Below are 25,526 nucleotides of genomic sequence, written 5' to 3'. Positions count from 1 at the left end.
TAAAAGGAGCGGCTAGCCACGATTTCTGGCAGTCAGGAGCAATCCATGTGGGAGCGAGCTTGCTCGCGAATGCGGTGCGTCAGGCAACATTGATGTCGACTGACACACCTCTTCGCGAGCAAGCTCGCTCCCACAGGTTTTTCATTAAGCCAGCTGACTACGCAACTGCCGCGCCGCCGCCACCATATTCACCAGCGCCGCTTCCGTCTCCGGCCAGGCCCGGGTCTTCAGGCCGCAGTCCGGGTTGACCCACAGCCGTTCGGCCGGGATCCGCTGCACGGCTTTGCTCATCAGCTTGACCATCTCGGCCGTGTCCGGCACCCGTGGCGAGTGGATGTCGTAGACGCCCGGGCCAATGTCGTTCGGGTAGTCGAAGGCCTTGAAGGCTTCGAGCAATTCCATGTCCGAACGCGAGGTCTCGATGGTGATCACATCAGCGTCCATGGCCGCGATGGATTCGATCACGTCGTTGAATTCGCTGTAGCACATGTGGGTGTGGATCTGGGTTTCATCGCGCACGCCAGACGCGCTCAAGCGGAACGCCTCCACCGCCCAGTCCAGGTATTGCGGCCACTGCGCCCGGCGCAGCGGCAAGCCCTCGCGGAACGCCGCTTCGTCGATCTGGACGATTTTGATCCCGGCCTGCTCCAGGTCGACCACTTCATCGCGCAGCGCCAGCGCCAACTGTTGCGCCTGGACTTTACGCGACACGTCTTCACGCGGGAACGACCACATCAGCATTGTCACCGGCCCGGTCAGCATGCCTTTCATGACCTTGTCGGTCAGGCTCTGGGCGTAGGTGATCCAGTCGACGGTCATGGCCTTCGGACGGCTCAGGTCACCGTAGATGATCGCCGGTTTCACGCAGCGTGAACCGTAGCTCTGAACCCAGCCGAAACGGGTGAACAGGTAGCCGTCGAGTTGCTCGGCAAAGTACTCGACCATGTCGTTGCGCTCGGCTTCACCGTGCACCAACACGTCGAGCCCCAGGCGTTCCTGGATTTGCACCGCGTGGCGGATTTCGCTGTGCATGGCGTCGGTGTAATCGTTGGCCGAGAGCTTGCCCTGCTTGAACGACTGGCGCGCCAGACGGATCGACGCCGTCTGCGGAAACGAGCCGATGGTGGTGGTCGGGAAAGCCGGCAGTTGCAGGCGTGCACGTTGCAACTCGATACGCTGGGCAAACGCCGAGTGGCGTTGGCTGTCGGTGTCGCGAATGGCCCTGATGCGCGCCTGCACCTCGGTTTTGTGGATACGTGGCGACTGCGCACGGCTGGTCTGCACGGCACGGCTCTGCGCCAGCGCAGCCTGGACCTTCGGCGCTTGCGGATCGTTGAGCGCATCACGCAGCACGGCGATTTCACCGCACTTTTGCACAGCGAACGCCAGCCAGCTCTTCAGCTCTGCATCGAGCGTGTCTTCACGGTCCAGATCCACCGGGCTGTGCAGCAGCGAGCACGAACTGCTGACCCACAGGTTGTCGCCATAGCGCTCTTGCGCCGGTTTCAGTTGTGCCAGCGCCTGTTCCAGTTCGCAACGCCAGACATTGCGACCGTTGACCAGGCCCACCGACAGCACTTTGTACGTCGGTAGGCGATCGAGTACCTGGCCCAGTTGTTCCGGCGCCCGCACCGCGTCGATGTGCAAGCCGTCCACCGGCAGGCTCACGGCCAGCCCGAGGTTGTCTTCCAGGCCACTGAAGTAGGTGGCCACGAGTTTTTTCAGCGGCGAATACTGCAGGATGTGGTAAGCGCGCTCGAAGGCGTTTTTCCAGGCTTGCGGCAGGTCGAGGGTCAGGATCGGTTCGTCAATCTGCACCCATTCCACACCTTGGGCCTTGAGCCGATTGAAGATTTCGCCGTACAGCGGCAGCAGGCGTTCGAGCAGATCAAGCTTGTCGAAGTCGTTACCTTTTGCCTTGCCCAGCCACAGGTAAGTCAAAGGGCCGATGATCACCGGCTTGACGCGGTGACCGAGGGCATGGGCTTCGTCGACTTCATCGAACAGCTGTTCCCAGCTCAGTTTGAACGATTGGTCGGCGCTGAATTCCGGGACCAGATAGTGGTAATTGGTGTCGAACCACTTGGTCAGTTCCTGCGCATGGTGCGTCTTGGCTGACTCACCGCCACAGCACTTTGCGCTGGCGCCACGGGCCATCGCGAACAAGGTGTCGAGGGTCGGCAGGCCTTGGGCATCCCTGGCGCTGTCGAAGCGTTCGGGGATCACGCCAAAGGTCAGCGAGTGCGTCAGCACCTGGTCGTACCAGGCGAAGTCGCCCACGGGCAGCAGGTCGATACCGGCGTCTTTCTGCACTTGCCAGTGTCTGGCCCGCAGTTCACGGCCGACGATTTTCAGCCCGGCCTGATCGAGGTCGCCCTTCCAGTAGGATTCGAGGGCTTTTTTTAGCTCGCGGTCGGCGCCGATGCGTGGAAAACCGAGTGTGTGGGCCAAGGCCATGATGTGTTTCTCCCTGTAAAAGATGGCCTATTGTCGACAGCCAACCCAACATGAGACAAACTCAACCTTTTCGTGTTGATCACAAAATCTATTCATGGAGACCCCGGTGCTCGAAATCCGTCACCTGAAGACCCTGCACGCCTTGCGCGAGGCCGACAGCCTGGTCGAAGCCGCCGACCGTCTGCACCTGACCCAGTCCGCCCTGTCCCACCAGTTCAAAGAGCTGGAAGAGCGCATGGGCATGCCACTGTTCGTGCGCAAAACCAAACCGGTGCGTTTCACCAGCGCCGGCCTGCGCCTGCTGCAACTGGCCGATGCGACCCTGCCGCTGCTGCGCGGTGCCGAGCGCGACATCGCACGACTGGCCGGTGGCACCGCCGGACGGCTGCACATGGCAATCGAATGCCACAGCTGCTTTCAGTGGCTGATGCCGACCATCGACCAGTTCCGTGACGCCTGGCCGGAAGTCGAGCTGGACCTGGCGTCGGGTTTCTCCTTCGCCCCACTGCCGGCCCTGGCCCGTGGCGACCTGGACCTGGTAGTAACGTCCGACCCGCTGGAGCTAGCCGGGATTACCTACGTGCCGTTGTTCACCTACGAAGCGATGCTCGCGGTGGCCAACCAGCATCGGTTGGCGAACAAGCCGTACATCGTCCCGGAAGACCTGCTCAGCGAAACCCTCATTACCTACCCGGTGGAACGCGATCGACTGGACATCTTCACCCGCTTCCTGGAGCCGGCCGACATCGAACCGGCACAAGTGCGCACCTCGGAGCTTACGGTGATGATGATGCAACTGGTGGCCAGCGGTCGTGGCGTCTGCGGCATGCCGCATTGGGCGCTGCATGAGTACAGTTCACGGGGTTACGTGAAGGCCAAACGGCTGGGTGAGAAAGGTTTGTTTGCCACGCTGTATGCGGCCATTCGCGCCGACATGCTCGACGCGCCGTACATGCGCGACTTCCTGCTGACGGCCAAGGACACCTCGTTCTCGACCCTGGATGGGGTGAGCGCGGTGCGCTGACTCAATAAAAAGCCAGCGGAGGGAACAACTCTCCACTGGCTTTTTCTGTCTGGCAGAGTCTTCTTCTACCTCACTGCCACAGTAAATTTCCAGGCATTTGAGCCATAGCCGCTGCCTGGCCATCACACGGAGCTTGAAAAGCTGTCGTCCGGTAAATGAAGGGAAACTTCCCTTGGTGCGACCTATGTCGAGTTCGATAAGCTTTGGGGGTTAACGTCCACATTGACTACGGCTTCTTGACTTCAAATGCCCAAAAATCTGACCCCCAACCATATTTGGGTTCGTCTGCGCCAACCGAGATTCTGACATTTCCAGTTTGTAGCGTTCCAACGCGATGGCTCCACTCGCCATTTGGCAACACCGTGGTATTCCCCGCATAGCTACTCAGCGATTCAAATCTAAGTTCAAGTAAGGGATGGGCTGTTCCTCTGAACATCACATCGCGCTGAGTGGTTGAACCGTCACGGGGGATCAAGCGTCCACCGTTGAGTTCCTCGACGGAGCGGATAGTCACGGGATTCACCACCGTAATGTCCCATGTGCCTGAACTGCCACCCTGCCCTATGGCCTGGAGCGCATACGTTGCGGGAGGCAACTTCGACGTATCGAACCCCCATGTGGCGGCCCCCGTCTGCTCGCTCTCACCCAGCAACGTGTTGCCGTTATAAATCTTGACCTTGTCTACCGAATCCATCGTGCCTTTGAGTTTCAACGGCATACTGCTGGCCAAGCCGGGATTGGAGATCGGCACGCCTAAGGAGTCCTTCACTTCGGTGATTTCGGGGTTCTCTACGGCGACATTCTTGACCGTATAAATTCGCTCCTCGAAATCAAACGCCTGGGTCTCGTCGTCTTCCTGATTCAGCGCGACTTTGACGATGAGCTTCAGCTCCGAGCCGTCGATCAACTCTGCGAAATAGCTGCGAGGCACCGTCACATCGCGATAACCGAGAGTGATCCAGTTTCCATCCACAGGCTCCGATTGCAACACGGTGAACAGGTGATCGACATTACCGGCTTTCTTGCCTTCCAGGTAAATCCAGCACCGTTGCTTTTCGGCAATCAGCGGCCAGCTTTTCAAGCGCAACGTGAGGTCGGCGGTACTGCCGATCAGGTCCAGTCCGGGCCCGTTACCGGCGTTCTCTGCCTCCAGGATGAGCGCTGCTTTCAACTCGCTCTTTGGTAGGGGAAGCACGTTGAGAACCAGGGGCGGTTTAGAGGTTTCATTGGCCTCACCGACCCGTATGATGGTGTACGTCACCTCCATTTTTTTGCCCAGAAGGAACGCAACGACCTTTTTGTCCAGATTCAGCGACCTGGTGGGGTTTGCCGACCCCAGAGGTAACGTGGGGCTTTTAGACTGTCCACCTGCCGGGGTGCCGGGCTCGCCAGTAAGCTCGACATAGAAATTGTCACTCGACAGCAGTTTCGTCGTATTGATCAGTGCTCTGAACTTGCCGATGGTGCCGAACGAATCCAGATCATTACCGATCGTCGGCTCGACCTCTATCGGGTCAAGAGCCGGGATAGGGGCTTGTGTTTGGGGAGCGATAACTGGAACGTTCATAGGCAATCTCCTTCTCGCAAGAGTCGCCGCAACGTGAGCGGCCGGGCTGACGCTCATCTAACACCCAGTACCGATGCGCTGCCTACTGTCAGAAATAACAGGTAGACACAGGTTTCCGACCAGAGGCAAGAGGTGTTTGATGGCCAGGGCCTCAGCGAAAAAGGTTTGTTTGCCACGTTGTATGCCGCAATCCGTGCCGACATGCTCGACGCACCGTACATGCGCGACTGCCTGCTGGACACGGCCAAGGACACCTCGCTCTCGACCCTGGATGGCGTCAGTGCGGTGCGCTGACTCACATGGATCGGGCAACGCCGATCAACTGTGGGAGCGAGCTTGCTCGCGATGGCGGCGGCACATCCAGCATTGATGCGACTGACACACCGCTATCGCGAGCAAGCTCGCTCCCACAGGTAATCGCACTGGTTTCAGATCTCGCGCCACATATGGATCTTGTCGAAGTACTCTTCGCCCACCCGCACCGCCAGAGGTTCAAGCCCGAACTGCACGAAACCGCAACGCTGGTACAACGCCAATGCGGCGTCATTGCCCGCAGTGACGGTCAATTGAATCAGCTTCAACCCCGGCCGACCCCGAGCCTCAGTGAACAGCGCCTGAACCAGTTGGTAGCCGAGCCCGCGCTGCCTGACCGTGTCTGACACGTACATACCAAACAGCGTTGACTTGTGCCGGGCTTTTTCCCGCGCCTCGAAGGCCAGGCCGACAATGCCCACCAGTTCGCCGTCTTCAAACGCGCCGAACAGCACGTCCAGCGGGCTGGTCAAGCGTGACTCCCACCAGCTCAAGGGCATCACCGCGCGCTCGCGGACACTCGACGTGAACGCCTGCGGGTGACGGTCATAGGCCTCAAGCATCAGCGCCCGGTAAGCGAGTGCATGGCTGGCATCGAGTCGCTGGATTGTCATGTGCTTCAGGCCGAAGCCGTCAGGGAGGTTCGATAAAACGGCAGGATCAGGTCCCGTGTCAATGGCGCCAGGATGACATCAATGACGTTGTGCGGATCAACCCACAGCACTTCTTCGATCTCTGCTGCCGGGGTGACCTGTTGCTGGATATCCAGCTGAAAAATCTCGGCCTCGACCACACACCCCGGCTCATTGGCGGCGGGTGCAGAAAACTTGCCCAGATAACCCGCTTGAGTGGTATCGATGACCAATCCCAGTTCCTCTTCCAGCTCGCGGGCCAGCGCTTCGACCGGTTGCTCACAGGCCTCGATCTTGCCACCCGGTTGCATAAAGGCCTGGGTCCCGCGCTTGCGCACCAGCAGGGTTCGGCCGTCCGGGCCGATCAGCAGGGCGGCGGCGATGCGGATGATGCGCGGTGAAACAGCGGATGAAAGCGTCATGGATCAACGATGGCCTTGGACAAAAGAGCCAAGGATCACATGAGCGCAGGTTCCGCGTCACCTCGAAAAACTACCGTTCCTACACGGAGATAGCCGTTTGCGACGCCTCTGGCACATGGACAAACACACTGTACTTGGCGCCCTCCATCGCCTCGAAGGCGATGAGTTTTTCCACCAGCGGGCCATTGAGCACCTTGCCGGCATTGAGCAGCAGCATGCCGTTGTCGGCATTGAGGTTGCGCGCCAGCACCATCCCGGCCGCCAGGTCGCGGGTGCCCAGCACCTTGACCGTCGGATCGCCGAGGGTGATATCGCGCTGGTACGTGGCGCAAACCTGAACGAAGTCCTCCACCAGTTCCGGGTCGTAGAGACGCCCGGTGTATTTGCGGATGAACAGCAGCGCTTCATCGCTGTTCATGTTTCGCTCAAGAATCAGCCCGCACTGCAATTCGATGAAGTCCACCGCCAGCTTCAGCAGGCGCGATCCCAAAGGGATTGCCTCCCCCTTGAGGCGATCGGGAAACCCGCTGCCGTCCCAGCGTTCCTGGTGATGCAGGATCAGGCGCGCGGCATCCTTCATCGGCTCAAGGGTCATCAACAGCGACTCGCTCTGTTTCGGATAACTGCGATACAGCTCCCGTTCGGCGTGATGCAACAGGTCTGAAGGGGTCGTCATCATGCTGTCGGTCCAGCTCAGCTTGCCGATGTTGTAAAGCGCCGCAGCCATGGTCAGGTCGCGGCTGCTGGCCTCGTCCAGCCCATGGGTCTGGCAGTAGATACGCACCAGATCGATGATTTGCCGGTTGGTTTGCTTGGCCGGTGGCAAACGCAGATTGGCCAGCAGCGAAAACACCTCGGTGCCGGTGACATAGCTGTGCTTGAGCTCTTCGTAGGCCAGATCGAGCATGTCAGCGGTCTGCTGCAGTTCGGCAGTGCGTGCTGCGACGCGTTTTTCCAGGGACACGTTGAGCAGCTTCAACTCTTCGTTCTGATCCCACGTCAATTGCACCAGACGCAGCCGCTCGCGCTCGGAGCGTTGATACGCCAGCGACTGACGCAACGTCAGCAGCATTTCCTCGTCATTCCAGGGTTTGCTGATGTAACGGTGAATCTGCCCCTCATTGATCGCCTTGATGATCATCGACGGGTCGGCATAGCCGGTCAGCAGGATGCGTACGGTATCGGGATAGCGCTCGTGGATGTGCGCCAGCAGGGTCGCACCGTCCATGTTGGGCATGCGGGCATCGGTCATCACCAGATCGATCGGTTGCTGAGCCATGATCTCCAGCGCCTGGACGCCGCTTACGGCCAGTAGCACTTCATAGGGTTCGCCGCGCAACAGCCGGCGCAGGCTATTGAGAATCGACTCCTCATCATCAACCAGTAGCACTCGGGGTTTAAGCAGCTCATCCATGGCATTACCTCATCTGAAACAACCCAATCGTTTCGTGAGCGCCCAAGGAAATGTCCCCTACTTCTGGGCCTGAACTACAGGCTAGACGGTTTTTCAGCACAGTTCGCAATAGATTTGCCACGCAGCGGGCGGCGAACTCAACAGCTGCAGACTATGCTCTGGGTACCTGGATCCAAGATCTGCACCTGTAACGCTCCGTGATCAGGAAGGGATGCCGCATGAACACAACGCAGCGCTGGGTCATCTGCAACGGTGCATTGCAATGAAGGCACCGTATGCGCGGAACAACCGACGGATCCTGATCGTCGACGACACCGCCTCCATCCATCAGGACTTTGCCAAGATCCTCTGCCCCCACGCGCTCGATAACGATGCGTTGAGCAGCACCGAGGAAGCCCTGTTCGGCACGCAAGTGGTGGTTTCAGACGTGGGTTTCGTGCTCGACAGCGCCTTTCAGGGCCTGGAAGCCTTGGGCAAGGTCGAAGCCGCCCTGGCCAAGGACCTTCCTTATGCGATGGCCTTTATCGACATGCGCATGCCGCCCGGCTGGGACGGTCTGGAAACCATCGAACGGCTCTGGCAGGTCGATCCAAAGCTGCAAGTCGCCCTGTGTACCGCGTACTCCGACTATTCCTGGGACGATATCGCCGAACGGCTGGAGCTGGGCGATCGCCTGCTGATCCTGAAGAAACCCTTCGATGCCATCGAAATCCGTCAAATGGCCAGCGCCCTGACCGTCAAATGGCAAATGACCGAAGACGCCGCATTAAAGATGAACCTGCTGGAGCTGGCGGTCGAAGAGCGAACCCGCGAGCTGTCCGACGCCAATATCATCGTGCAGAACAGCCCGACCATTTTGTACCGGCTGCGCGGCGAACCCTCGTTTCCGTTGATGTACATCTCCCACAACATCACCAAGTTCGGTCACGTGGCCGCACAATTGGTGGCGTCGGCAAACTGGGCTCAGGAGCTGATTCATCCCGAGGACCAGGGCAAAGTCGACAATGCCATGGCGCGGATACTCGACCGGGATGCGGCGGGGGCGTCCATCGAGTTTCGCCTGCGCACCGGTACCGGCGACTGGCGCTGGGTCGAAAACCGCTACGTGCCGGTGCGTAACCAGGACGGACGCTTGCTGGAAGTCGAAGGCATCATCATCGACATCACTGAACGCAAGCTGGCCGAAGAGAAGATTTCCCTGCTGGCACGCACCGACGGGCTGACTGGGCTGGCCAATCGCGCGACGCTCCTCGAACGTCTGCACCAGGCATTCGCTGCCGCGCGTCGGGGGGCGGCAACATTCGCCGTGTTCTACCTGGACCTCGATCATTTCAAACGCATCAACGACACCCTGGGCCATCCCATCGGGGATTTGCTGTTGCAGGAAGTCGCCCGGCGCATCAAGGCCTGCGTCCGCGAAAACGACATCGTGGCGCGTCTGGGTGGTGACGAATTTGCAATCGTGCAGCTCGATGCCGGCGATCCGACACAGTCGGCGGCCCTGGCGGGCAAGGTCCGCGATGAACTGGTGCTGCCTTACACCCTCGATGGCAACAACGTACGGGTTTCGGTCAGCATCGGCATCAGCACTTATTCCAGTACCAGCCTGAGTGCCGAGAGTCTGTTGGCTCAGGCCGACATGGCGCTGTACCGCTCCAAGGAAAAAGGCCGCAACCAGTACCACTTCCACTCCGAGGAGATCAATCAGGAAGTACTCGATCGGGTTTCCATTGCCAACGATTTGAAACAAGCCATCGAGCGCGATGAGCTCGAACTGCACTATTTGCCCGAAGTCGACCTGAGCACAGGGAAAATCCTCGGCATGGAAGCCCAGGTCCGTTGGAGTCATCCAGAACGTGGATTACTGGAGCCCGAGATGTTTCTGCCTGCGGCGGAAAAAACCGGCGCGATCATCGCGCTGGGGCACTGGTTGCTGGATCGGGCCTGCAAGCAAATGCGTCAGTGGCGCGATGCAGGCATGGCGCCTCCGGTGATTGCAATCAAGCTCTCTCTGGCCCAACTCAAGAGCGGTCCGGACCTGATCTACGACGTGTTGCGCACCACGGCCCTGTGGAACCTCTGCCCCTGGGACCTGCGCTTCGACGTCACCGAAGCGACGCTGGCGCAAACCAAATGGACCCACAACGATGTGCTGCCACGCCTGCGTGAGCTGGGGGTGAAAATAGCCATCGACGACTTCGGCACCGAGTACTCCTCGTTCGACTACCTCAAGACCTATCGGGTCAATCACCTCAAACTCGCCCAGGCCTTCATCGACACCGCAACCCGCGATCCCGCCAGCGCCACGACCCTGCGCGCGATCATCAATTTCGCCCGCGAAGTGGGGATCGGCATCATTGCCGAGGGCGTCGAGACCCAGGAACAGCGCAGCTCGCTGATCTCCACCGGCTCGCCAATGAACGCTCAGGGCTACTACTTCAGCAAAGCCGTCAGCAGCCAGCAGGCCGCGGCGTTGCTGATGGCCGGCAGCATCGTGCCAGTGACCTTCCCCGGCAAAACAAACCCAGTGTACGAAGATTCGCCTCAGCCACCGGAGGAACGGGGATGAAACCATCACTCGCCCCCACCAACCGGCGCATCCTGATCATCGATGACATGCCTTCGATCCATCATGATTTTCGCAAGATTCTGAGTCCCGACGCGCCAGACGAGCAGACGCTGGCCGGCACCGAAAAACTGCTGTTTGGCTCTGAACAACCCTCTCGCCCGACGTTTATCCTCGACTCCGCCTACCAGGGCAAAGAAGCACTGGAACTGGTCAAGCGCGCTCAGGCCGAAGGCCGGCCCTATGCCCTGGCATTTACCGACATGCGCATGCCGCCGGGTTGGGACGGTCTGGAAACCATCGAACAACTCTGGAAGGTCGACCCGCACCTGCAAATTGCCCTGTGCACCGCCTTCTCTGACTACACCTGGGAAGCGATGGCCGAACGCCTGGCGTTCGGCGACCAGTTGCTGGTGCTGAAAAAGCCTTTCGACAGCCTGGAAATCCGCCAGATGGCCAGTGCCCTGACCTGGAAATGGCAGATGGCTCAGGACGCCGCGATAAAAATGCTCAGCCTGGAGCGCACCATCGAGGACCGCGTTCAAGAACTGCTCAAAGTCTCTCATCTGCTGCAATACGACGTACTCACCGGCCTGCCCAACAGCACCCTGCTGGGTGACCGGCTGACCCAGTCCCTGGCCCTTTCACGGCGACACGACAAACAACTCGCGGTGATATTTCTGGGGCTCGACCGCTTCAAGCGCATCAACAACGCACTGGGCCATCCGACGGGTGACGAAATGCTCAAACGGGTCGGCCAGAGCCTGGTGGCCACGGTGCGTGAGTCCGATTCGGTGTTTCGCTATGGCTCCGACGAGTTCGTGATAATCCTCGCGGACATCAACCATCCCCAGCAAACCAAAGGGGTTGCCGAAAAGCTGCTGAACGCCATCCGCACCCAGCAGCACATCGCCGGCCATGACCTGAGCGTGACCGCCAGCCTGGGCATCAGCATCTACCCGGACGACGGCTTCGATGCCGTGCCGCTGATCAAGAAAGCCGAAACGGCGATGCACAACGTCAAGGAGAACGGTACCAACGGTTTCCGCTTTTTCACCGACGACATGAATCAGCGCGCCCGTGAACAGCAAAGTATCGAGTCCGGCATCCGCCTGGCGCTGGAGCGCAATGAGTTCGTCGTGCATTACCAACCCAAACTGGATCTGCGCACTGGCAAAGTGGTCGGTGCGGAAGCCTTGATCCGCTGGCTCAAACCCGGTCACGGCTGGGTGTACCCAACAGACTTCATCGGGGTGGCCGAAGACAGTGGGCTGATCGTTCCCCTGAGCAAATGGGTATTGACCCAGGCCTGCCAACAGGCCCGCACCTGGCAACTGGCCGGATTGCCGGCGATCAGCATGTCCGTCAACGTTTCCGCCATCGACTTCCGTCAGCGCGACTTTGTCGACGGTATCGTGAAAATCCTCGAGCAGACCGGCTTCGACCCAACGCTGCTGGAACTCGAAATCACTGAAAGCGTGCTGATGCAGAACGTCGAGGCCACCGTGCAAACCTTGCACGCCATCAAGGCATTGGGCGTGCGCCTGGCAATCGATGACTTCGGCACCGGTTATTCCAGCCTGAGCTACCTGCGACGGTTCCCGGTCGACGTGTTGAAAATCGACCAGTCATTCGTTCGTGGGCTGAGCACCGAAAACAACGACGCCGCGCTGGTCAGCGCCATCATCAGCCTGGGCAAGAGCCTCAACCTCAATATCATCGCCGAAGGCGTGGAAACCCTGGAACAACTGGACTTTCTCAAGGCGCTTCAGTGTGAGGAAGGTCAGGGTTACTTCTTCAGCAAAGCCGTACTCCCCCAGGAATTCGTACAGTTGCTCACCGACAGCCAGCAGACACTACCGCACACGTAGACCGACGCTCCAACAGTGCAGGCACCCGGCAAAGGAATCATCAGATGTCACCCTATGGATTCACGCTGCTCACCACACTGATGCTCGGACTCTGCCTGACGGCGAGCGCCGAGCCTTTGGACGAACCCCTCAAACCGCTGCCACCGGTACCTGCGCAAGACCCTCAGCGCGTCGAACTGGGTCGTCAGCTGTTCAACGAAACACGGTTGTCGGTCAACAACAGCCTGTCCTGTGCCAGCTGCCATCGCCTGGAAAAGGGCGGCGCCGACAACAAGGCATTTTCCATCGGTTTCAACGGCCAGCCGCTGAGCATCAATACCCCCAGCGTGTTGAATGCCAGCCTGAACTTCCGGCAGTTCTGGAACGGTCGCGCCGCGACCCTGGAAGACCAGGCTCACGCAGTGGTGGAAAGTCCCACTGAAATGGGCAGCAACTGGGAACACGTGGTGCAAATGCTGGCCACTGACCCGGCCTACAACTCGGCGTTCGGCAACGCTTATCCCAATGGGGTCACGGCGGCCAATGTGCAAAACGCCCTGGCCACCTACGAGCGCACACTGCTCAGCGCCAATTCGCGTTTCGACCAGTACTTGAAGGGCAATACCGACATTCTCAGCCTCGATGAAAAATACGGTTACCAACGCTTCAAGGACTACGGCTGCATCGCCTGTCATCAAGGGGTAAACATCGGCGGCAACATGTTCCAGAAGTTCGGGGTGATGGGCGATTACTTCCAGGCACGGGGCAACCCGACCGAATCGGACCTGGGCCGCTACCTGGTGACCAAGGACGAGGAAGACCGCAACGTGTTCAAGGTCCCCAGCCTGCGCAACGTTGCGGTGACCGCGCCGTACTTTCATGACGGCACGGCGAAAACCCTCGAAGACGCCGTTGATGTGATGTTCGAGTTCCAGCTGGGACGCATCCCCTCCAAAGAAGACAAGGCCCTGATCATCAAATTCCTCAAGACCCTGACCGGCGAGTGGGGAGGCAAACCCTTATGAAAGTGTCCCGTCGACTCAGTTTGCTGTTGCTCAGCGGCATCACCCTGTTGCTCGCTTCCACACTGGTGTTCCTGTACATAAAGTCCAGCTCCGACCCGGCCTCAAGCTATCCCGACGCTCGAGACCTGATCGGTCGGATGAAGCAACTCAACGCGCAATGGGAAACCGAGATTCTCAAGGCCAGGATCGCCATCAGCCATGACTACGATCCGCTGGTCGCGCCCCTGACCGAGATGACTCGCCTGTGGCAACAATTCGAGACTATCGAACCCGCCCACGAGCACAGTGACTCGGCAATCTGGCAGGCCCGTTATGACGCCTACCTCGCTTTGATCAAGGAAAAGACCCGCCTGGTAGAGCAGTTCAAATCCCATAACGCGGTATTGCGCAACTCCCTGGCTTTCTTGCCGACTGCCGAAGACGATATCCAGAACCAGCTCGCCCACCTCCCGGATCACGACAAACTGCAACTGCAGAACATCGCCACCGACACCTACGACCTGTTACTCAGCAGTCTGGAGTTCGCACAGGTCACCAATGACGAGAGGGCCGCCGACATCCTGGTAGGCCAGAACAAACTGGCGGTGAACAAACTGCGCCTGCCCGATAAATTTCATGAGCCGATAGACATTCTGGGCAATCACATCGCGTTGATCCTGCGCGAACAACCGATCGTCAACAGCCTCCTGACACGGATCGAAGCGATACCGGTGGCTGCACGCCTGGACGACATCACCGACCTGTTCAATAAAGACGAGCAATTGATCGACGCGAACGAGCAGCGATATCACCTGTACATGCTGGTGTTTTCAGCGCTGCTGGTTCTGCTGTTGCTGGTTATGACCATCCGGCTGCTACGCAGTTTTGCGGAAATCAACCGGGTCAACAGGGATCTGCAAGCCGCCAATGAAAGCCTGGAACAGCGGGTCGAAGAACGCACCCGTGAACTCAAGGACACCCAAAGCGAACTGCTGGACACCGCACGCCAGGCCGGGATGGCCGAGATCGCCACCAACGTGCTGCACAACGTCGGCAACGTGCTCAACAGCGTGAATATCTCCGCCGACCTGGTCACCCGCAAACTGCGCAACAGCAAGGCGCTGGGGCTGGGCAAGGCGATGCAACTGATCAACGAGCACCAGGGCGACCTCGGGCACTTCATCACCGAAGACGAAAAAGGCAAATTGCTGCCCGGTTACCTGAATCAACTGGTGGATGCCATTGCCCTTGAGCAGCAGGGCATTACCGACGAACTGGCGCAATTGAGCAAAAGCGTTGACCACATCAAGGACATCGTTGCCACCCAGCAGTCCTACGCCGGGGCCAATAGCCTGATGGAGCCACTTCAAGTCAGCGAACTGCTTGAAGACGCCCTGCGCATGAACTCGGGCGCCCTGACCCGCCACCATGTCACCGTGGTCAAGGACTACGCCGAAGTGCCCACGGTCATGGGCGATAAACACCGGATGTTGCTGATCCTGATCAACCTGATCAGCAACGCCAAATACGCCATGTCCGACCTCAGCGACCGTCCCCGGGAAATGACCCTGGGGGTCAAGGTGGTCGACGACGCAACGCTGCAGGTCAGCGTCAAGGACGAAGGCGAAGGTATCTCGGCCGAGAACATGACCCGGATCTTTGCCCACGGTTTCACCACGCGCAAGGAAGGTCACGGTTTTGGTCTGCACAGTTGCGCCCTCGCCGCCATCGAGATGAATGGGCACCTGACGGCCCACAGCGACGGTCCGGGAAAAGGTGCACTGTTTACCTTGAAGATCCCCCTGAAAATCGCTGAAGGTGAAACATGAGCGAGTCATCGAATCGACGCATCCTGCTGATTGACGACACCCCGTCGATCCATGACGACTTTCGCAAGATCCTGACTCCTGAGCTGCCGCAACACGGCGAGCTGGACGAGATGGAGTCGGCGCTGTTCGGTACGCAAATCAAGACAACGACCACAAGTTTCGAACTGGACTCGGCCTATGCTGGCCAGGAAGGCTTGGGCAAACTGGTCCAGGCCCGACAGGACAATCGCCCTTATGCGCTAGCGTTCGTCGACATGCGCATGCCCCAGGGCTGGGATGGCGCCGAAACCATCGAGCACTTATGGCAAGCCGATCCGCGTTTGCAGGTGGTGGTCTGTACCGCGTATTCCGACTACTCCTGGGATGAACTGCTCAATCGCTTGCAGGCCCACGACCGGCTGCTGATCCTGAAAAAACCCTTCGACAACATCGAAGTCCAGCAGATGGCCAATACCCTGACCAGCAAATGGGACATGACCGAACGCGCCAGTGTGCAACTGGATCATTTGGGGCACCTGGTAGAACGACGGACCCGGCAGTTCCAGCAAGCGAGCGTCGAACTGCAACAGGAGATCGACGAACGCAAGCTGCTCGAAAGCCAGTTGATACAGTCGGAAAAACTCGCGTCCCTGGGACAACTGGCAGCCGGTGTCGCCCATGAAATCAACAACCCCATTGGCTTCATTTCTTCGAACCTCGGCGCCCTGGAGGGTTACTTCAAGCAGTTGCAGGGCATGCTCGACGCCTATCAAGGGGCCGAAAAAGCCATTGGCTCCGTTGAACTTCTCGAACAGCTCCAAACATTGCGCAAAGACGCAGAACTGGACTTCCTGCGCGAAGACATTCCGCTGCTGATCAAGGAGTCCAAGGACGGCATCAACCGGGTCGGGCAAATCGTCAGGGACCTGAAGGACTTCTCACGCGTGGATGCCAGCCAGGAGTGGCAGTCGGTCAACCTGCAAACGGGCATTGATTCGACGCTGAACATTGTCGCCAACGAACTCAAATACAAGGCCGATGTGATCAAGCAGTATCAGACGCTTCCCGAAATCGAGTGCCTGCCCTCGCAGATCAATCAGGTGATCATGAACCTGATCGTCAACGCCGCCCAGGCCATGGGCCCCGAACGCGGGACCATTACCCTGAGCAATGGGGTTGCCGGGGAAAAGGTCTGGTTCGAAGTGGCGGACACCGGCTCAGGCATCGCGCCCGAATACCTGCAGAAAATCTTTGATCCCTTCTTCACCACCAAACCGGTGGGCCAGGGGACCGGATTAGGCCTGTCATTGTCCTATGGCATTGTGAAAAAGCATCGTGGCGACATTACCGTGCGCAGCGAAGTCGGGGTGGGCACCACCTTTCGGATCGAACTGCCAATCCGCCAGTCAAACCTCGTCACCTGAATCTGCGATCTTTCGGTGATTGCCCGGCCAGTCCCTGTGCGCCAGTATGCACCGCAGCAAATCGGCCGATAGGGATCGACGAATGAAACTCTCGCTGGAAGACATCGCCTGGCACCGCTCGGTCGGGCAGTTGATTGACGCCTTGGACACACCCAATTTCTGGACGCAACTGCTGCGCCTGCTGGATCAGTACGTGACCTTCGACAGCTGGGTGGCGCTGCTTTTCAATGACGATCAACACCCGCAGGTGTTCGCCGAAAGCCCGAGCGAGGGCGGCAGCCCGGACCAGCTGTTTCAGGACTACCTCATGGGATTGTTCCTGCTGGACCCCTTCTACATCGCCTGCCGCGAACAATCGCGCACCGGCCTCTACCGTTTGTCCGAGGTGGCGCCGGAGCATTTCGAACTGACCGAGTATTACCAGCGCTACTTTCGTCTGAATGTGGTGGCCGACGAAATCCAGTTCAATTGCCAACTTGAGGGTGACCGTACGCTGTGCCTTTCGCTGGGTAGCAAGCAGCGTTTCAGCAGCGAACAAATAGCCCTGCTGTCACTGATCCAGCCTTGGGTGTCGAGCCTGATGCGTCAGCGCCTGCCGTTTGAGATCAATGAAACACTGACGCCTGCGCAACCGGCCCAACACAGCGACTGGCGCTTGCGTCTCGAAGCTTCGGTGAAACAGCTCAAGGGCACACAACTGACAGCCCGAGAGCTGGACGTCGGTCGCTGGATGCTCAGCGGTTGCTCCAGCAAGGAAATCGCTCGTAAGCTGGAAATCTCTGCCGAAACCGTGAAAGTCCATAAGAAACACATTTACAGCAAGCTGGGGATCAAATCCCAGTCCGAACTGTTCTCTATATTTCTCCAGGCACAAAACACGTAGTCGCTGGCTGGCCAGCGATTGACATAGGTGCCGAGCCGCACCCGTGTAGCAGCTGTCGAGCCTGCGAGGCGGCGTTCGAGGACGAAGTCCTCGCAAATCTGTGTACGCGGTTTGCCTGAAACAATGCGTTGCATGATTTTACGACCGCTGTGCGGCCGAACGCAGCCTCGCAGGCTCGGCAGCTGCTACGAAGTAGATCCAATAACTGATTGAGTCCGAACCCAAGGAAACCGTATGAGCCTGTCACTCCTGAGCCGCTACGCCTTCTTTGCCGTCTGTGTGATTTTCACCCTCGCCAGCCTGCCGTTTCTTGAATACGACTGGCTCTGGCCAATCTCCATCGTCACTGGCCTGCTGAGCCTGCTGGGTATTTTCGACCTGCTGCAAAGCCCTCACGCGGTACGCCGCAACTACCCGATCCTGGGCAATATCCGTTATCTGGTCGAAGGCATTCGCCCGGAAATCCGCCAATACCTGCTCGAATCCGACAGCGATGCCCTGCCCTTCTCCCGGGCCCAGCGTTCGTTGGTCTATTCGCGGGCCAAGAACGAAAGCGCCGATAAACCCTTCGGCACGCTGATCGACGTGTACCAATCGGGTTTCGAGTTCATCGGCCACTCGATGCGCCCAGCCCCCGTAAGTGACCCGAGCAATTTCCGGGTGACCGTTGGTGGTCCGCAATGTACAAAACCGTACTCGGCCTCGGTCTTCAACATCTCGGCCATGAGCTTCGGCTCACTGAGCGCCAACGCGATCCGCGCCCTCAACCAGGGCGCCAAACTCGGCAACTTCGCCCATGACACCGGCGAAGGCAGCATCAGCCCCTACCACCGCGAACACGGTGGCGACCTGACCTGGGAACTGGGTAGCGGTTACTTCGGTTGCCGTACCGCCGACGGACGCTTCGACCCGGAACGCTTTGCCGCCCAGGCTCAGGACCCGCAAGTGCGGATGATCGAAATCAAAATGAGCCAGGGCGCCAAACCCGGCCACGGCGGCATCCTGCCCAAACACAAAGTGACCCAGGAAATTGCCGACACGCGTGGCGTTCCGATGGGCCAGGACTGTGTGTCGCCATCCCGCCACAGCGCATTCTCCACGCCGATCGAAATGATGCACTTCATCAAGCAACTGCGTGAGCTGTCGGGCGGCAAACCGGTGGGCTTCAAGTTCTGTCTAGGCCACCCGTGGGAGTTCATGGGCATTGCCAAGGCCATGCTGGAAACCGGCATCCTGCCGGACTTTATCGTGGTCGACGGCAAGGAAGGCGGTACTGGCGCTGCGCCGGTCGAGTTCACCGACCACATCGGCGTGCCGATGCGTGAAGGCCTGCTGTTCGTACACAACACCCTGGTGGGGCTGAACCTGCGGGACAAGATCAAACTCGGCGCCAGCGGCAAAATCGTCAGTGCCTTCGACATCGCCAGCGTCCTGGCGATTGGCGCCGACTGGGCCAACTCGGCCCGTGGCTTCATGTTCGCCATCGGCTGCATCCAGTCGCAAAGCTGCCACACCAACAAGTGCCCGACCGGCGTCGCCACTCAGGACACCCTGCGCCAACGCGCATTGGTGGTACCGGACAAGGCCCAGCGCGTGTTCAACTTCCATCGCAGCACGCTCAAGGCCCTGGCCGAAATGCTCGCTGCGGCAGGCCTCGAACACCCGTCGCAACTGTCGGCCAAACATCTGGTACGGCGCATGTCAGCCACCGAGATCAAACTGTTCTCCCAATTGCATGTGTTCCTCAAACCCGGCGAGTTGCTGACCGGGGAAGTGAACGGCGAGTTCTATTCACGGATGTGGCAGATGGCTCGGGCCGACAGTTTTGAGGCCAATGCCGTGTAACGCATACACGCGACTATCAGGTGGCTGAGTAGCACAGCCGCCGGTGGTGGTGATGGTCTGCTCTGCGGAAGCGCGGGTGACATAGAGTCGAAGCTCCATGTCCCCCGCGCCTTGCGCGAACACACACTGCCAATTGCCTGGAAAATGGTTTTCATCATCCGCCAGGCGCGTCGATGTCACCCACCACACTCGCTTGATGTCGGGCGATACGCTGACAAGGTTGTCGAGAAAGACTTTATCCCGGTCCTGGTAAATCAACGTGGACGCACCATAACCGTTAGGTCGGTGAGCCGTGCTGTTATCCCAGGGCGCCTGAAACAGCCGTGGTTGAATGTCGGAGCGATTGTAGTAAGCGACGCTGTAATACCAGTACGCACCATCCACAATGATGTTATCGCCTGCGATCACGTTCTCATTGATACGCGACACAATGTCGTCAAGCGGATACTGGGATGCGTTGCGTGGATCATCCAGATCATCTTGTTGTTGATAGATTGTATTGAGTCCAAAGAGTTGAACACCGACCATCAACAGGACAGATATCCACGCCAGGGCACGTGTACGACGGGCAAGCCGGCTGATTGCCAACGCCGCAATCATCGGCAAGCCCAGCGCCGCAAATGCCATGTACCGCTCAACAAAGATGGGGAAACCGAATGACACCACAAAGACAATCAACACCGGCAACAGCACGTAGATAACCAGTAACAGCTCAAATTTCAACCGGCTTCTTTCCTTGAGCCCGACCCACACCACCGATACCATTACCAGCGCCGGAAGCAGTACATAAACCGGGCTGGCAAACTCCAGTCCACTCTTCACCGTTAAAAACTTCCAGACCGCTGAAGGCAACGTATAGATCGTCAATTCAGGGATCCAGAAAATATCCCCTCCGGTCTTTAGCTGCTCCGTATTTAAAAACAGCTCATTACCCAGACTGATCAACCAGGGAATATAAAGAACAACAATGGCCACATTCGTGCCCCACCACATTGGCCGCGAAAGGTAGTGAAGGGTTTTATCTCGCTGAAGACGCAAGACAACGAGGTATAACCAGTGAGACAACAAACATAAAACAGCCAGGTAATGGGTGTATAACGCGGCTGTCATGAGCACGAGATAGCTCATCAGGTACCGGTTGCGAGCGCTTTTAAGCCAATAGACCAAGGCGATGGTTGCGCCCAGCAGCCATACCCCCTCCAGCGTGTACATCCGGGCTTCCTGGCTGTAGCGAACAGATATCGGCAACAAGGCCAGAAACAACCCGGCCAGCAAGGCCACCCTTGGTGTGCTGATCAATCGCATCAGCCATATACCCAACGCGACTGTCGCCACCCCCGCGAGCGCACTCAAGGTCCGAATCGCAAGCACACCCTCACCAAAAACCGCCATCCAGGCATGGAGCACTAAAAAATACAGTGGCGGATGAACGTCATGCCCCAGGTGAAACCAGATACGCTCCGGCGACTGAACCCCCACCAACGCCGAGAACGCTTCATCGGTCCAGAAATAAGGAAGGCTGATGCAATAAAACCGAACAACAACCGCGAGCATCATGACCAGCACCCACCCACCGTTATCTACCGATGAGCGCAGGGATAGAAACCCCGTATCGTCACGACGCAGAAAGCGCATATCCCCCCCCCCCCCGACAACGTAAACCTGATAGAAACAGGTGCCTGTCCACGGACGACTCAGCGTCATCGTGAATCCGTGTTTACGCTAAACACTCTCGATAAAACGGCCTGCTGTCATCGGTAAAGGCTAGCCAAAGGAGCTGCCCCGGATTGTTTTTTTTTGGTCTTCACGGAATTCCGGGACTCACTGAAAATAATCGGACGTCCCCATCCCCTTGGGTAAAAGCATCGAGCAGCCGCCAGCTTTCAGGGATAACGACCTGTTGTGCCCCGTCACCACGGCCGTCCAACACCCACACCCGACCTGAGCTCGGCGTCAGGCGTTCGAGATTATCGAGATAGACCTTATCTGCGTTTTGTTGAGTCAGTGTCGAAGTCAGATAGCCGTCGGGACGTCCGGAAGTACCGTCCTTTTGCGGCGGTGTATAAAGCCTCGGTATCACGCCGGTCTTGTTGTAGTACGCAAAGGGATAGTAAAGAAACCTGTTGGCAACCACGACACCGTCATCAGGTCGAGCAGAGGCATTGATGTATTCCGCCAACACATCGACCTTGTTGACTTCGGCATACACAACATGGCCCCGTTGATGAACGTTATATAACCCGACACTTTCCATCGACACTATCAATAGCAACAAGACAAAAAACAACGTTTTTGCGCGCCCCCACAGTGCATCCAGTGCCACCGCCAGGATCATCGGAAAGCCCAGCGCAGCAAACACAAAATAACGGTAAACAAACAGTGGTCGAATCAGTGAGACCCCTGCAATCAATACCAATGGACACCAGGTATACATGACGAGCAACGTGCCGAGTTTTTTCTCACTCGTGTCCCGCATGACAATCACTGCTGATACCAGCAACATCAATAACGGCACACTGTAGAACAGCCAGATTGATTCTTTTGGCCCATCGCTATAACTCACAAACTGCCAGAGCGCTGACACCACCGTAGGAACATCCAGCGGCGCTATCCAGTTAAACCCGGAAAACCTTGACTGGTTCATCAGGCTCGGAACCCAGGGCATGAACAGTAAAATGACCGTTCCATTGGCCACCCACCATGCAGGCGCTAACAACTTGCACTTAAACCTCGATACCAACAGCCAGGCCCAGTGTGACGCCATGCACACCGCGGCAAAATAGTGAGTATAAAGTCCCGCGACCATCAGCAACGCATAGACGCCAAGCAGCCAATGACTGCCTGAGCCTTTTACCCAGTAAACGAAAGCAATCGTCGCGCTTATCATTAACAGCGCAAGCAATGCATACATGCGAACTTCCTGACTGTAGCGTACCGCTATGGGCAGTAACGCCAACATGACTCCGGCGAGCATCGCCGCCCGTCGCGTACTGACCAGACAAACCAGCCAGATGCCGAGCCCGACGGTGACCACGTCCGCCAGTGCGCTCAGGCTTCGAGCAGCAAAAACGCCATTTCCGAACACATTCATCCATTCATGCAACAGCAGATAATACAGCGGCGGGTGCACATCCCGGGCCGTATGGAACAGGATTTGAGAAGGCGAATAAGAACTCAACAGCAAGGTAAACCCTTCATCGGCCCAGACAGCGGGTTGGCTCAAGGCGTAAAAACGCACCCCTGCCGCCACGAGAATAATCAGCAGTATCCAGCACGTACTCTGGAGCGTGCTGATAGTTGAGCCATCGATTTTCCTTACCACTTGTCTTCTCCAGAAGAGGGCACTTCCTTCATAACGATAAAGCCATAATCGCCAATCAGGTACATAGAGTAGAATTTACTGTCCACCACCGGTGTGTACCTTTGATACCCTACCAGCGTCGCATTCCTCCGCTCATCTTCAATAACGACATTGGTAATGCCCGCCCTGAGCAGGTTTTCAGACAACATGTAAAAATCAATATTAAGTATGTATTTCAGCACCGGGATCCGCTCAAAACTTCCCTTGGCGCTGAGCAACCAACTGTTTGAATAGTTAATCGACATGTATATCCGCTTCGCTTCGCGCAAGCGTTGATGGGAAGCAATATCATAGGCCATATTGAATTCAGCATTCAGCCCAAACTCTTTCTGCAGATTCAGTACCCGTCCATAGGCATATGACATCGACAGCATACTGAGCAACGGCACAATCAATGCAACACCAAGCCTGGCGTCAACCGTCACCAACCACTGATGAGCCAGGTAAAACAAAAATACCAGCAGCACGCCAAAACCCAACAGGGTTCTGGCACCCTCATTGAAAAACCTGAATAACAGGGCCGAACCTGACACCAGAAAAACCAGGAATAAAACCATAAGGAAATACAAAAAAAACAAAAGCATCTTATTTAACGACGGCTCTTTCCCCTGGGTAATATTTCGCCCAACCCGCCCTCCTCCAACGACAGCAAACACCAGCACCATCCACGCCAGCCAACGATTCCCGCCCTGAAAAAGCAATCCGATTTTTCCGACTAACACACCTGCATTGTTCAGGATCAACAATAGCCCGTTCGTATTAAACGGAATCATCTCCAGGCGCTCATGGGTCATGAGTGGATAGGCCAACAAAAAATAAATGATCACGCCTGCCACCAACTGCAAGGCTTTCGCTCCTGCCATTGATAACAAACAGGCAAGGGATTCCTTATTATCAAGAGCTCTCACGAACTCGATGCAGCACAACCCCAAAAACACATTGATACTCAGTTGATACAAACTGAGCCCCGCTGCAATCAATGCGCCGGGCACCAGTACCTGAACGACGCCAGCTTTATGTTGAAATACCAATGCATAGATCACCGCCACCAGGCTCAACACTGTTGCCGGCCCGTCATATTGATAAGATAAATTCTGTAGAAAAAACGGGCTGTACCACAGTGGCAGGAACACCAGACAACATGAAACACTGGGCATTTTGTAGTAATGCATCGTCAGTTTCGTCAAGGCAAACGCCATGGCAAGCGTGGCGATCAGCAGGGGTAAGGGGAACAGGTCGGGTGCACCCGAGGTGAAGCTCAAGACGTTGTAAAACAGCTCGACCAGTAACCGCCCCTGCTCCGTCCAGCCAGTACCGGCCGCCAAGGACCGCCAGTTATCATCTATATAGTAATAATCAACCAGTATCAGGGGGAGTACATAAACAAGAGTGGCGAGTAAAAAAAACACAAACACTTCACGGCCGAGCAACTCCCTACTCAATACACTCGCCACCTTCATTTTGGCGCTCCTTTCCCGGCCCGGGCCTCACCTGTTTTTTTACGATTCGCGCTGACCTTTGCCACCCACAATATCTTTCACCACGTACCTCGGTCGGTGTTTCGATTCAATATAAATCCGACCCACATACTCACCCAATATGCCGATACCAATCAGTTGAACACCGCCCAGGAATAGAATGGCGGTCATCAACGAAGGGTAACCCGGTACGTTATTGCCAAAGAAAATCTTGTCCAGCACCATGTAAATGGCATAGACAATTGCAAACAGGGAAATGGCGCTACCGATATACGTCCACAACTGCAAGGGCACCGTACTAAAAGAGGTAATCCCCTCCAGTGCCAGATTCCACAGTTTCCAGATATCGAACTTGGTGGTGCCCGCCACGCGTTCGGCCCGATCGTATTCGACGACGGCGGTATTGAAGCCCGCCCACGAGAGGATGCCCTTCATGAACAACCGGTGCTCCGGGAGCGTGCGAATCACGTTCACGACCTTGCGGTCCATCAACCGAAAATCACCGACGTTCTCTTCTATCCGGGTATAAGCGATCCTGTTCAACAGGTGATAGAACAATGCCGCGCTGTGCCGCTTCATATAGCTGTCGGCGGTGCGATCGTGGCGCTTGGCAAGTACCACATCCGCCCCGTTCTGCCACTCCCGGATCAACAACGGGATCACATTGATCGGGTCCTGCAAGTCGACATCCATCGGTATCACCGCATCGCCGGTGGCGTACTCCAACCCGGCAAATAACGCGGGCTCCTTGCCGAAGTTGCGCGAAAAATTGATCACCAGCACATGCTCGTCAGCCAGCGCGATGGCTTTGGCCTGCGCAGCGGTCTGGTCGGAACTGCCGTCATTGATGAACACGATCTCGACGTCGCAATCAGCGATCGACAGTTCCTGACGAACCGCCTGATAAAACAGGTTAATCGCCTGTTCTTCATTGAACACTGGAACAATCAGCGAGATCTTCACTGTTTACGCCCCCGAAAGATGACATATTTCGAGTACAAAAAACCGCAGACCAGACTGATACCCGAGAAGACCACCAACGTCATCAACCCCGGCAGCAGCAACTGATCCGCCACATACCCCACGCCATAACTCAACACGCCCATGAACCCGACAAACAGCAAATACCGTAGAAGACTGGTTTTTTGTTTGAAGGTGTATCGCGCATTGGCATAAAAGGAAAATGAAACGGCTAGGCAAAAACCCACGAAGTTACTGGGTGCCTGGCGAAAACTCATGACTGTGTGCAGAACAAAAAACGTCGACCAGTGGATCAACGTATTCAGCAGGCCAACCGACACGAATTTGGGGAAACCGTGAAATGCGGCTCTCAAGTTCATTGCGTTTGTTTCCAGTTTGAACGCGCGCTCTGAAAAGAGCTTGGCACCCCTGCCTCACTTGTCTACTTTCCAGCCAACGATTAGACCAATGGCCAAAAGGCTCACTTCAGCCATCATCGATGTGTCCCACCCTGCTGCT

Annotated in this window: 18 protein-coding genes and 1 pseudogene; 9 read left to right on the top strand and 10 right to left on the bottom strand. The window is 57.3% G+C overall.

Features of this window, described 5'->3' with window-relative positions; all coding sequences use genetic code 11:
- Window positions 1-144: 144 nt before the first annotated feature.
- A complete protein-coding gene (metE, locus tag AC1DIG_RS05705; protein ID WP_477766509.1) occupies window positions 145-2,457 on the bottom strand; it encodes a 5-methyltetrahydropteroyltriglutamate--homocysteine S-methyltransferase in 2,313 nt (770 codons plus the stop codon).
- Between the two features lie 106 nt (window positions 2,458-2,563).
- Here metE and metR point away from each other — a divergent pair, with 106 nt between their 5' ends.
- Complete coding sequence (gene metR, locus AC1DIG_RS05700) at window positions 2,564-3,481, top strand: transcriptional regulator MetR (protein ID WP_477766508.1); 918 nt, start codon at window positions 2,564-2,566, stop codon at window positions 3,479-3,481.
- 226 nt (window positions 3,482-3,707) lie between these two features.
- Here the strand turns inward: metR and AC1DIG_RS05695 are convergent, their stop codons facing one another.
- Window positions 3,708-5,048: a hypothetical protein gene (locus AC1DIG_RS05695; protein WP_477766507.1), complete on the bottom strand. Its 1,341-nt coding sequence runs from the start codon at window positions 5,046-5,048 to the stop codon at window positions 3,708-3,710.
- Between the two features lie 150 nt (window positions 5,049-5,198).
- On the opposite strand from AC1DIG_RS05695, the pseudogene AC1DIG_RS05690 reads away from it, so the two are divergent.
- Window positions 5,199-5,342: pseudogene (locus AC1DIG_RS05690) on the top strand (LysR family transcriptional regulator); the annotation flags it as partial.
- Between the two features lie 134 nt (window positions 5,343-5,476).
- Here AC1DIG_RS05690 and AC1DIG_RS05685 read toward each other — a convergent pair.
- From AC1DIG_RS05685 to nosR, 3 genes are all read right to left on the bottom strand, one after another.
- The gene (locus AC1DIG_RS05685; protein ID WP_477766506.1) at window positions 5,477-5,974 is read right to left on the bottom strand and encodes an N-acetyltransferase family protein; all 498 of its coding nucleotides are present in this window, start codon (window positions 5,972-5,974) and stop codon (window positions 5,477-5,479) included.
- A gap of 5 nt (window positions 5,975-5,979) precedes the next feature.
- Complete coding sequence (locus AC1DIG_RS05680) at window positions 5,980-6,414, bottom strand: NUDIX hydrolase (protein WP_477766505.1); 435 nt, start codon at window positions 6,412-6,414, stop codon at window positions 5,980-5,982.
- Window positions 6,415-6,493: 79 nt separating this feature from the next.
- Window positions 6,494-7,828, bottom strand: coding sequence for a response regulator c-di-GMP phosphodiesterase, NosR family (gene nosR / locus AC1DIG_RS05675; protein WP_477766504.1), 1,335 nt, complete (start codon window positions 7,826-7,828; stop codon window positions 6,494-6,496).
- A 262-nt stretch (window positions 7,829-8,090) separates the two neighbouring features.
- On the opposite strand from nosR, the gene AC1DIG_RS05670 reads away from it, so the two are divergent.
- The 7 genes from AC1DIG_RS05670 to AC1DIG_RS05640 all read left to right on the top strand — a co-directional run bounded on the left by AC1DIG_RS05670 (window position 8,091) and on the right by AC1DIG_RS05640 (window position 19,208).
- A complete protein-coding gene (locus tag AC1DIG_RS05670) occupies window positions 8,091-10,397 on the top strand; it encodes a GGDEF/EAL domain-containing response regulator (RefSeq protein WP_477766503.1) in 2,307 nt (768 codons plus the stop codon).
- On the top strand, window positions 10,394-12,265 hold the full coding sequence (locus AC1DIG_RS05665; RefSeq protein ID WP_477766502.1) for an EAL domain-containing protein: 1,872 nt from the start codon (window positions 10,394-10,396) through the stop codon (window positions 12,263-12,265). The genes AC1DIG_RS05670 and AC1DIG_RS05665 overlap by 4 nt, the downstream gene beginning before the upstream one ends.
- 44 nt (window positions 12,266-12,309) lie before the next feature.
- Window positions 12,310-13,269 (top strand): cytochrome-c peroxidase, encoded by a 960-nt coding sequence (locus tag AC1DIG_RS05660; protein ID WP_477766501.1) that lies wholly within the window; start codon window positions 12,310-12,312, stop codon window positions 13,267-13,269.
- On the top strand, window positions 13,266-15,077 hold the full coding sequence (locus AC1DIG_RS05655) for a DAHL domain-containing protein (RefSeq protein WP_477766500.1): 1,812 nt from the start codon (window positions 13,266-13,268) through the stop codon (window positions 15,075-15,077). The genes AC1DIG_RS05660 and AC1DIG_RS05655 overlap by 4 nt, the downstream gene beginning before the upstream one ends.
- Window positions 15,074-16,480 carry an ATP-binding protein gene (locus AC1DIG_RS05650; RefSeq protein WP_477766499.1) on the top strand — a complete coding sequence of 469 codons (1,407 nt, stop codon included), beginning with the start codon at window positions 15,074-15,076 and terminating at the stop codon, window positions 16,478-16,480. The genes AC1DIG_RS05655 and AC1DIG_RS05650 overlap by 4 nt, the downstream gene beginning before the upstream one ends.
- An 82-nt stretch (window positions 16,481-16,562) precedes the next feature.
- Entirely contained in the window at window positions 16,563-17,363 is an 801-nt protein-coding gene (locus AC1DIG_RS05645) for a helix-turn-helix transcriptional regulator (protein WP_477766498.1), read from the top strand.
- A 234-nt stretch (window positions 17,364-17,597) separates the two neighbouring features.
- Window positions 17,598-19,208: an FMN-binding glutamate synthase family protein gene (locus tag AC1DIG_RS05640; RefSeq protein WP_477766497.1), complete on the top strand. Its 1,611-nt coding sequence runs from the start codon at window positions 17,598-17,600 to the stop codon at window positions 19,206-19,208.
- On the opposite strand, the gene AC1DIG_RS05635 is transcribed toward AC1DIG_RS05640, so the two are convergent.
- The 5 genes from AC1DIG_RS05635 to AC1DIG_RS05615 form a co-directional block, all read right to left on the bottom strand.
- On the bottom strand, window positions 19,155-20,843 hold the full coding sequence (locus AC1DIG_RS05635) for a glycosyltransferase family 39 protein (protein ID WP_477766496.1): 1,689 nt from the start codon (window positions 20,841-20,843) through the stop codon (window positions 19,155-19,157). The two genes, AC1DIG_RS05640 and AC1DIG_RS05635, sit on opposite strands and share 54 nt — an antisense overlap.
- Before the next feature lie 169 nt (window positions 20,844-21,012).
- On the bottom strand, window positions 21,013-22,530 hold the full coding sequence (locus AC1DIG_RS05630; protein WP_477766495.1) for a glycosyltransferase family 39 protein: 1,518 nt from the start codon (window positions 22,528-22,530) through the stop codon (window positions 21,013-21,015).
- Window positions 22,524-24,029, bottom strand: a complete 1,506-nt coding sequence (locus AC1DIG_RS05625; RefSeq protein WP_477766494.1) for a glucosyltransferase domain-containing protein — start codon at window positions 24,027-24,029, stop codon at window positions 22,524-22,526. Before AC1DIG_RS05625 ends, AC1DIG_RS05630 begins: the two co-directional genes overlap by 7 nt.
- Before the next feature lie 39 nt (window positions 24,030-24,068).
- Window positions 24,069-25,010 (bottom strand): glycosyltransferase family 2 protein, encoded by a 942-nt coding sequence (locus AC1DIG_RS05620; RefSeq protein ID WP_477766493.1) that lies wholly within the window; start codon window positions 25,008-25,010, stop codon window positions 24,069-24,071.
- Window positions 25,007-25,387: a GtrA family protein gene (locus tag AC1DIG_RS05615; RefSeq protein WP_477766492.1), complete on the bottom strand. Its 381-nt coding sequence runs from the start codon at window positions 25,385-25,387 to the stop codon at window positions 25,007-25,009. Before AC1DIG_RS05615 ends, AC1DIG_RS05620 begins: the two co-directional genes overlap by 4 nt.
- Window positions 25,388-25,526: the final 139 nt, after the last annotated feature.

The organism is Pseudomonas sp. 05N431, assembly GCF_056397005.1.
The sequence above is the reverse complement of the archived record's forward strand: the minus strand, read 5'-3'. Positions and strand labels throughout refer to the sequence as shown.

Excerpts from the sequence above, each read along its gene's own strand:
- metE (WP_477766509.1), bottom strand. The coding sequence starts at position 2,457 with ATGGCCTTGGCCCACACACTCGGTTTTCCACGCATCGGCGCCGACCGC.
- AC1DIG_RS05695 (WP_477766507.1), bottom strand. The coding sequence starts at position 5,048 with ATGAACGTTCCAGTTATCGCTCCCCAAACACAAGCCCCTATCCCGGCT.
- AC1DIG_RS05685 (WP_477766506.1), bottom strand. The coding sequence starts at position 5,974 with ATGACAATCCAGCGACTCGATGCCAGCCATGCACTCGCTTACCGGGCG.
- AC1DIG_RS05680 (WP_477766505.1), bottom strand. The coding sequence starts at position 6,414 with ATGACGCTTTCATCCGCTGTTTCACCGCGCATCATCCGCATCGCCGCC.
- nosR (WP_477766504.1), bottom strand. The coding sequence starts at position 7,828 with ATGGATGAGCTGCTTAAACCCCGAGTGCTACTGGTTGATGATGAGGAG.
- AC1DIG_RS05670 (WP_477766503.1), top strand. The coding sequence starts at position 8,091 with ATGAAGGCACCGTATGCGCGGAACAACCGACGGATCCTGATCGTCGAC.
- AC1DIG_RS05665 (WP_477766502.1), top strand. The coding sequence starts at position 10,394 with ATGAAACCATCACTCGCCCCCACCAACCGGCGCATCCTGATCATCGAT.
- AC1DIG_RS05660 (WP_477766501.1), top strand. The coding sequence starts at position 12,310 with ATGTCACCCTATGGATTCACGCTGCTCACCACACTGATGCTCGGACTC.
- AC1DIG_RS05655 (WP_477766500.1), top strand. The coding sequence starts at position 13,266 with ATGAAAGTGTCCCGTCGACTCAGTTTGCTGTTGCTCAGCGGCATCACC.
- AC1DIG_RS05650 (WP_477766499.1), top strand. The coding sequence starts at position 15,074 with ATGAGCGAGTCATCGAATCGACGCATCCTGCTGATTGACGACACCCCG.
- AC1DIG_RS05645 (WP_477766498.1), top strand. The coding sequence starts at position 16,563 with ATGAAACTCTCGCTGGAAGACATCGCCTGGCACCGCTCGGTCGGGCAG.
- AC1DIG_RS05640 (WP_477766497.1), top strand. The coding sequence starts at position 17,598 with ATGAGCCTGTCACTCCTGAGCCGCTACGCCTTCTTTGCCGTCTGTGTG.
- AC1DIG_RS05635 (WP_477766496.1), bottom strand. The coding sequence starts at position 20,843 with ATGCGCTTTCTGCGTCGTGACGATACGGGGTTTCTATCCCTGCGCTCA.
- AC1DIG_RS05625 (WP_477766494.1), bottom strand. The coding sequence starts at position 24,029 with ATGAAGGTGGCGAGTGTATTGAGTAGGGAGTTGCTCGGCCGTGAAGTG.
- AC1DIG_RS05615 (WP_477766492.1), bottom strand. The coding sequence starts at position 25,387 with ATGAACTTGAGAGCCGCATTTCACGGTTTCCCCAAATTCGTGTCGGTT.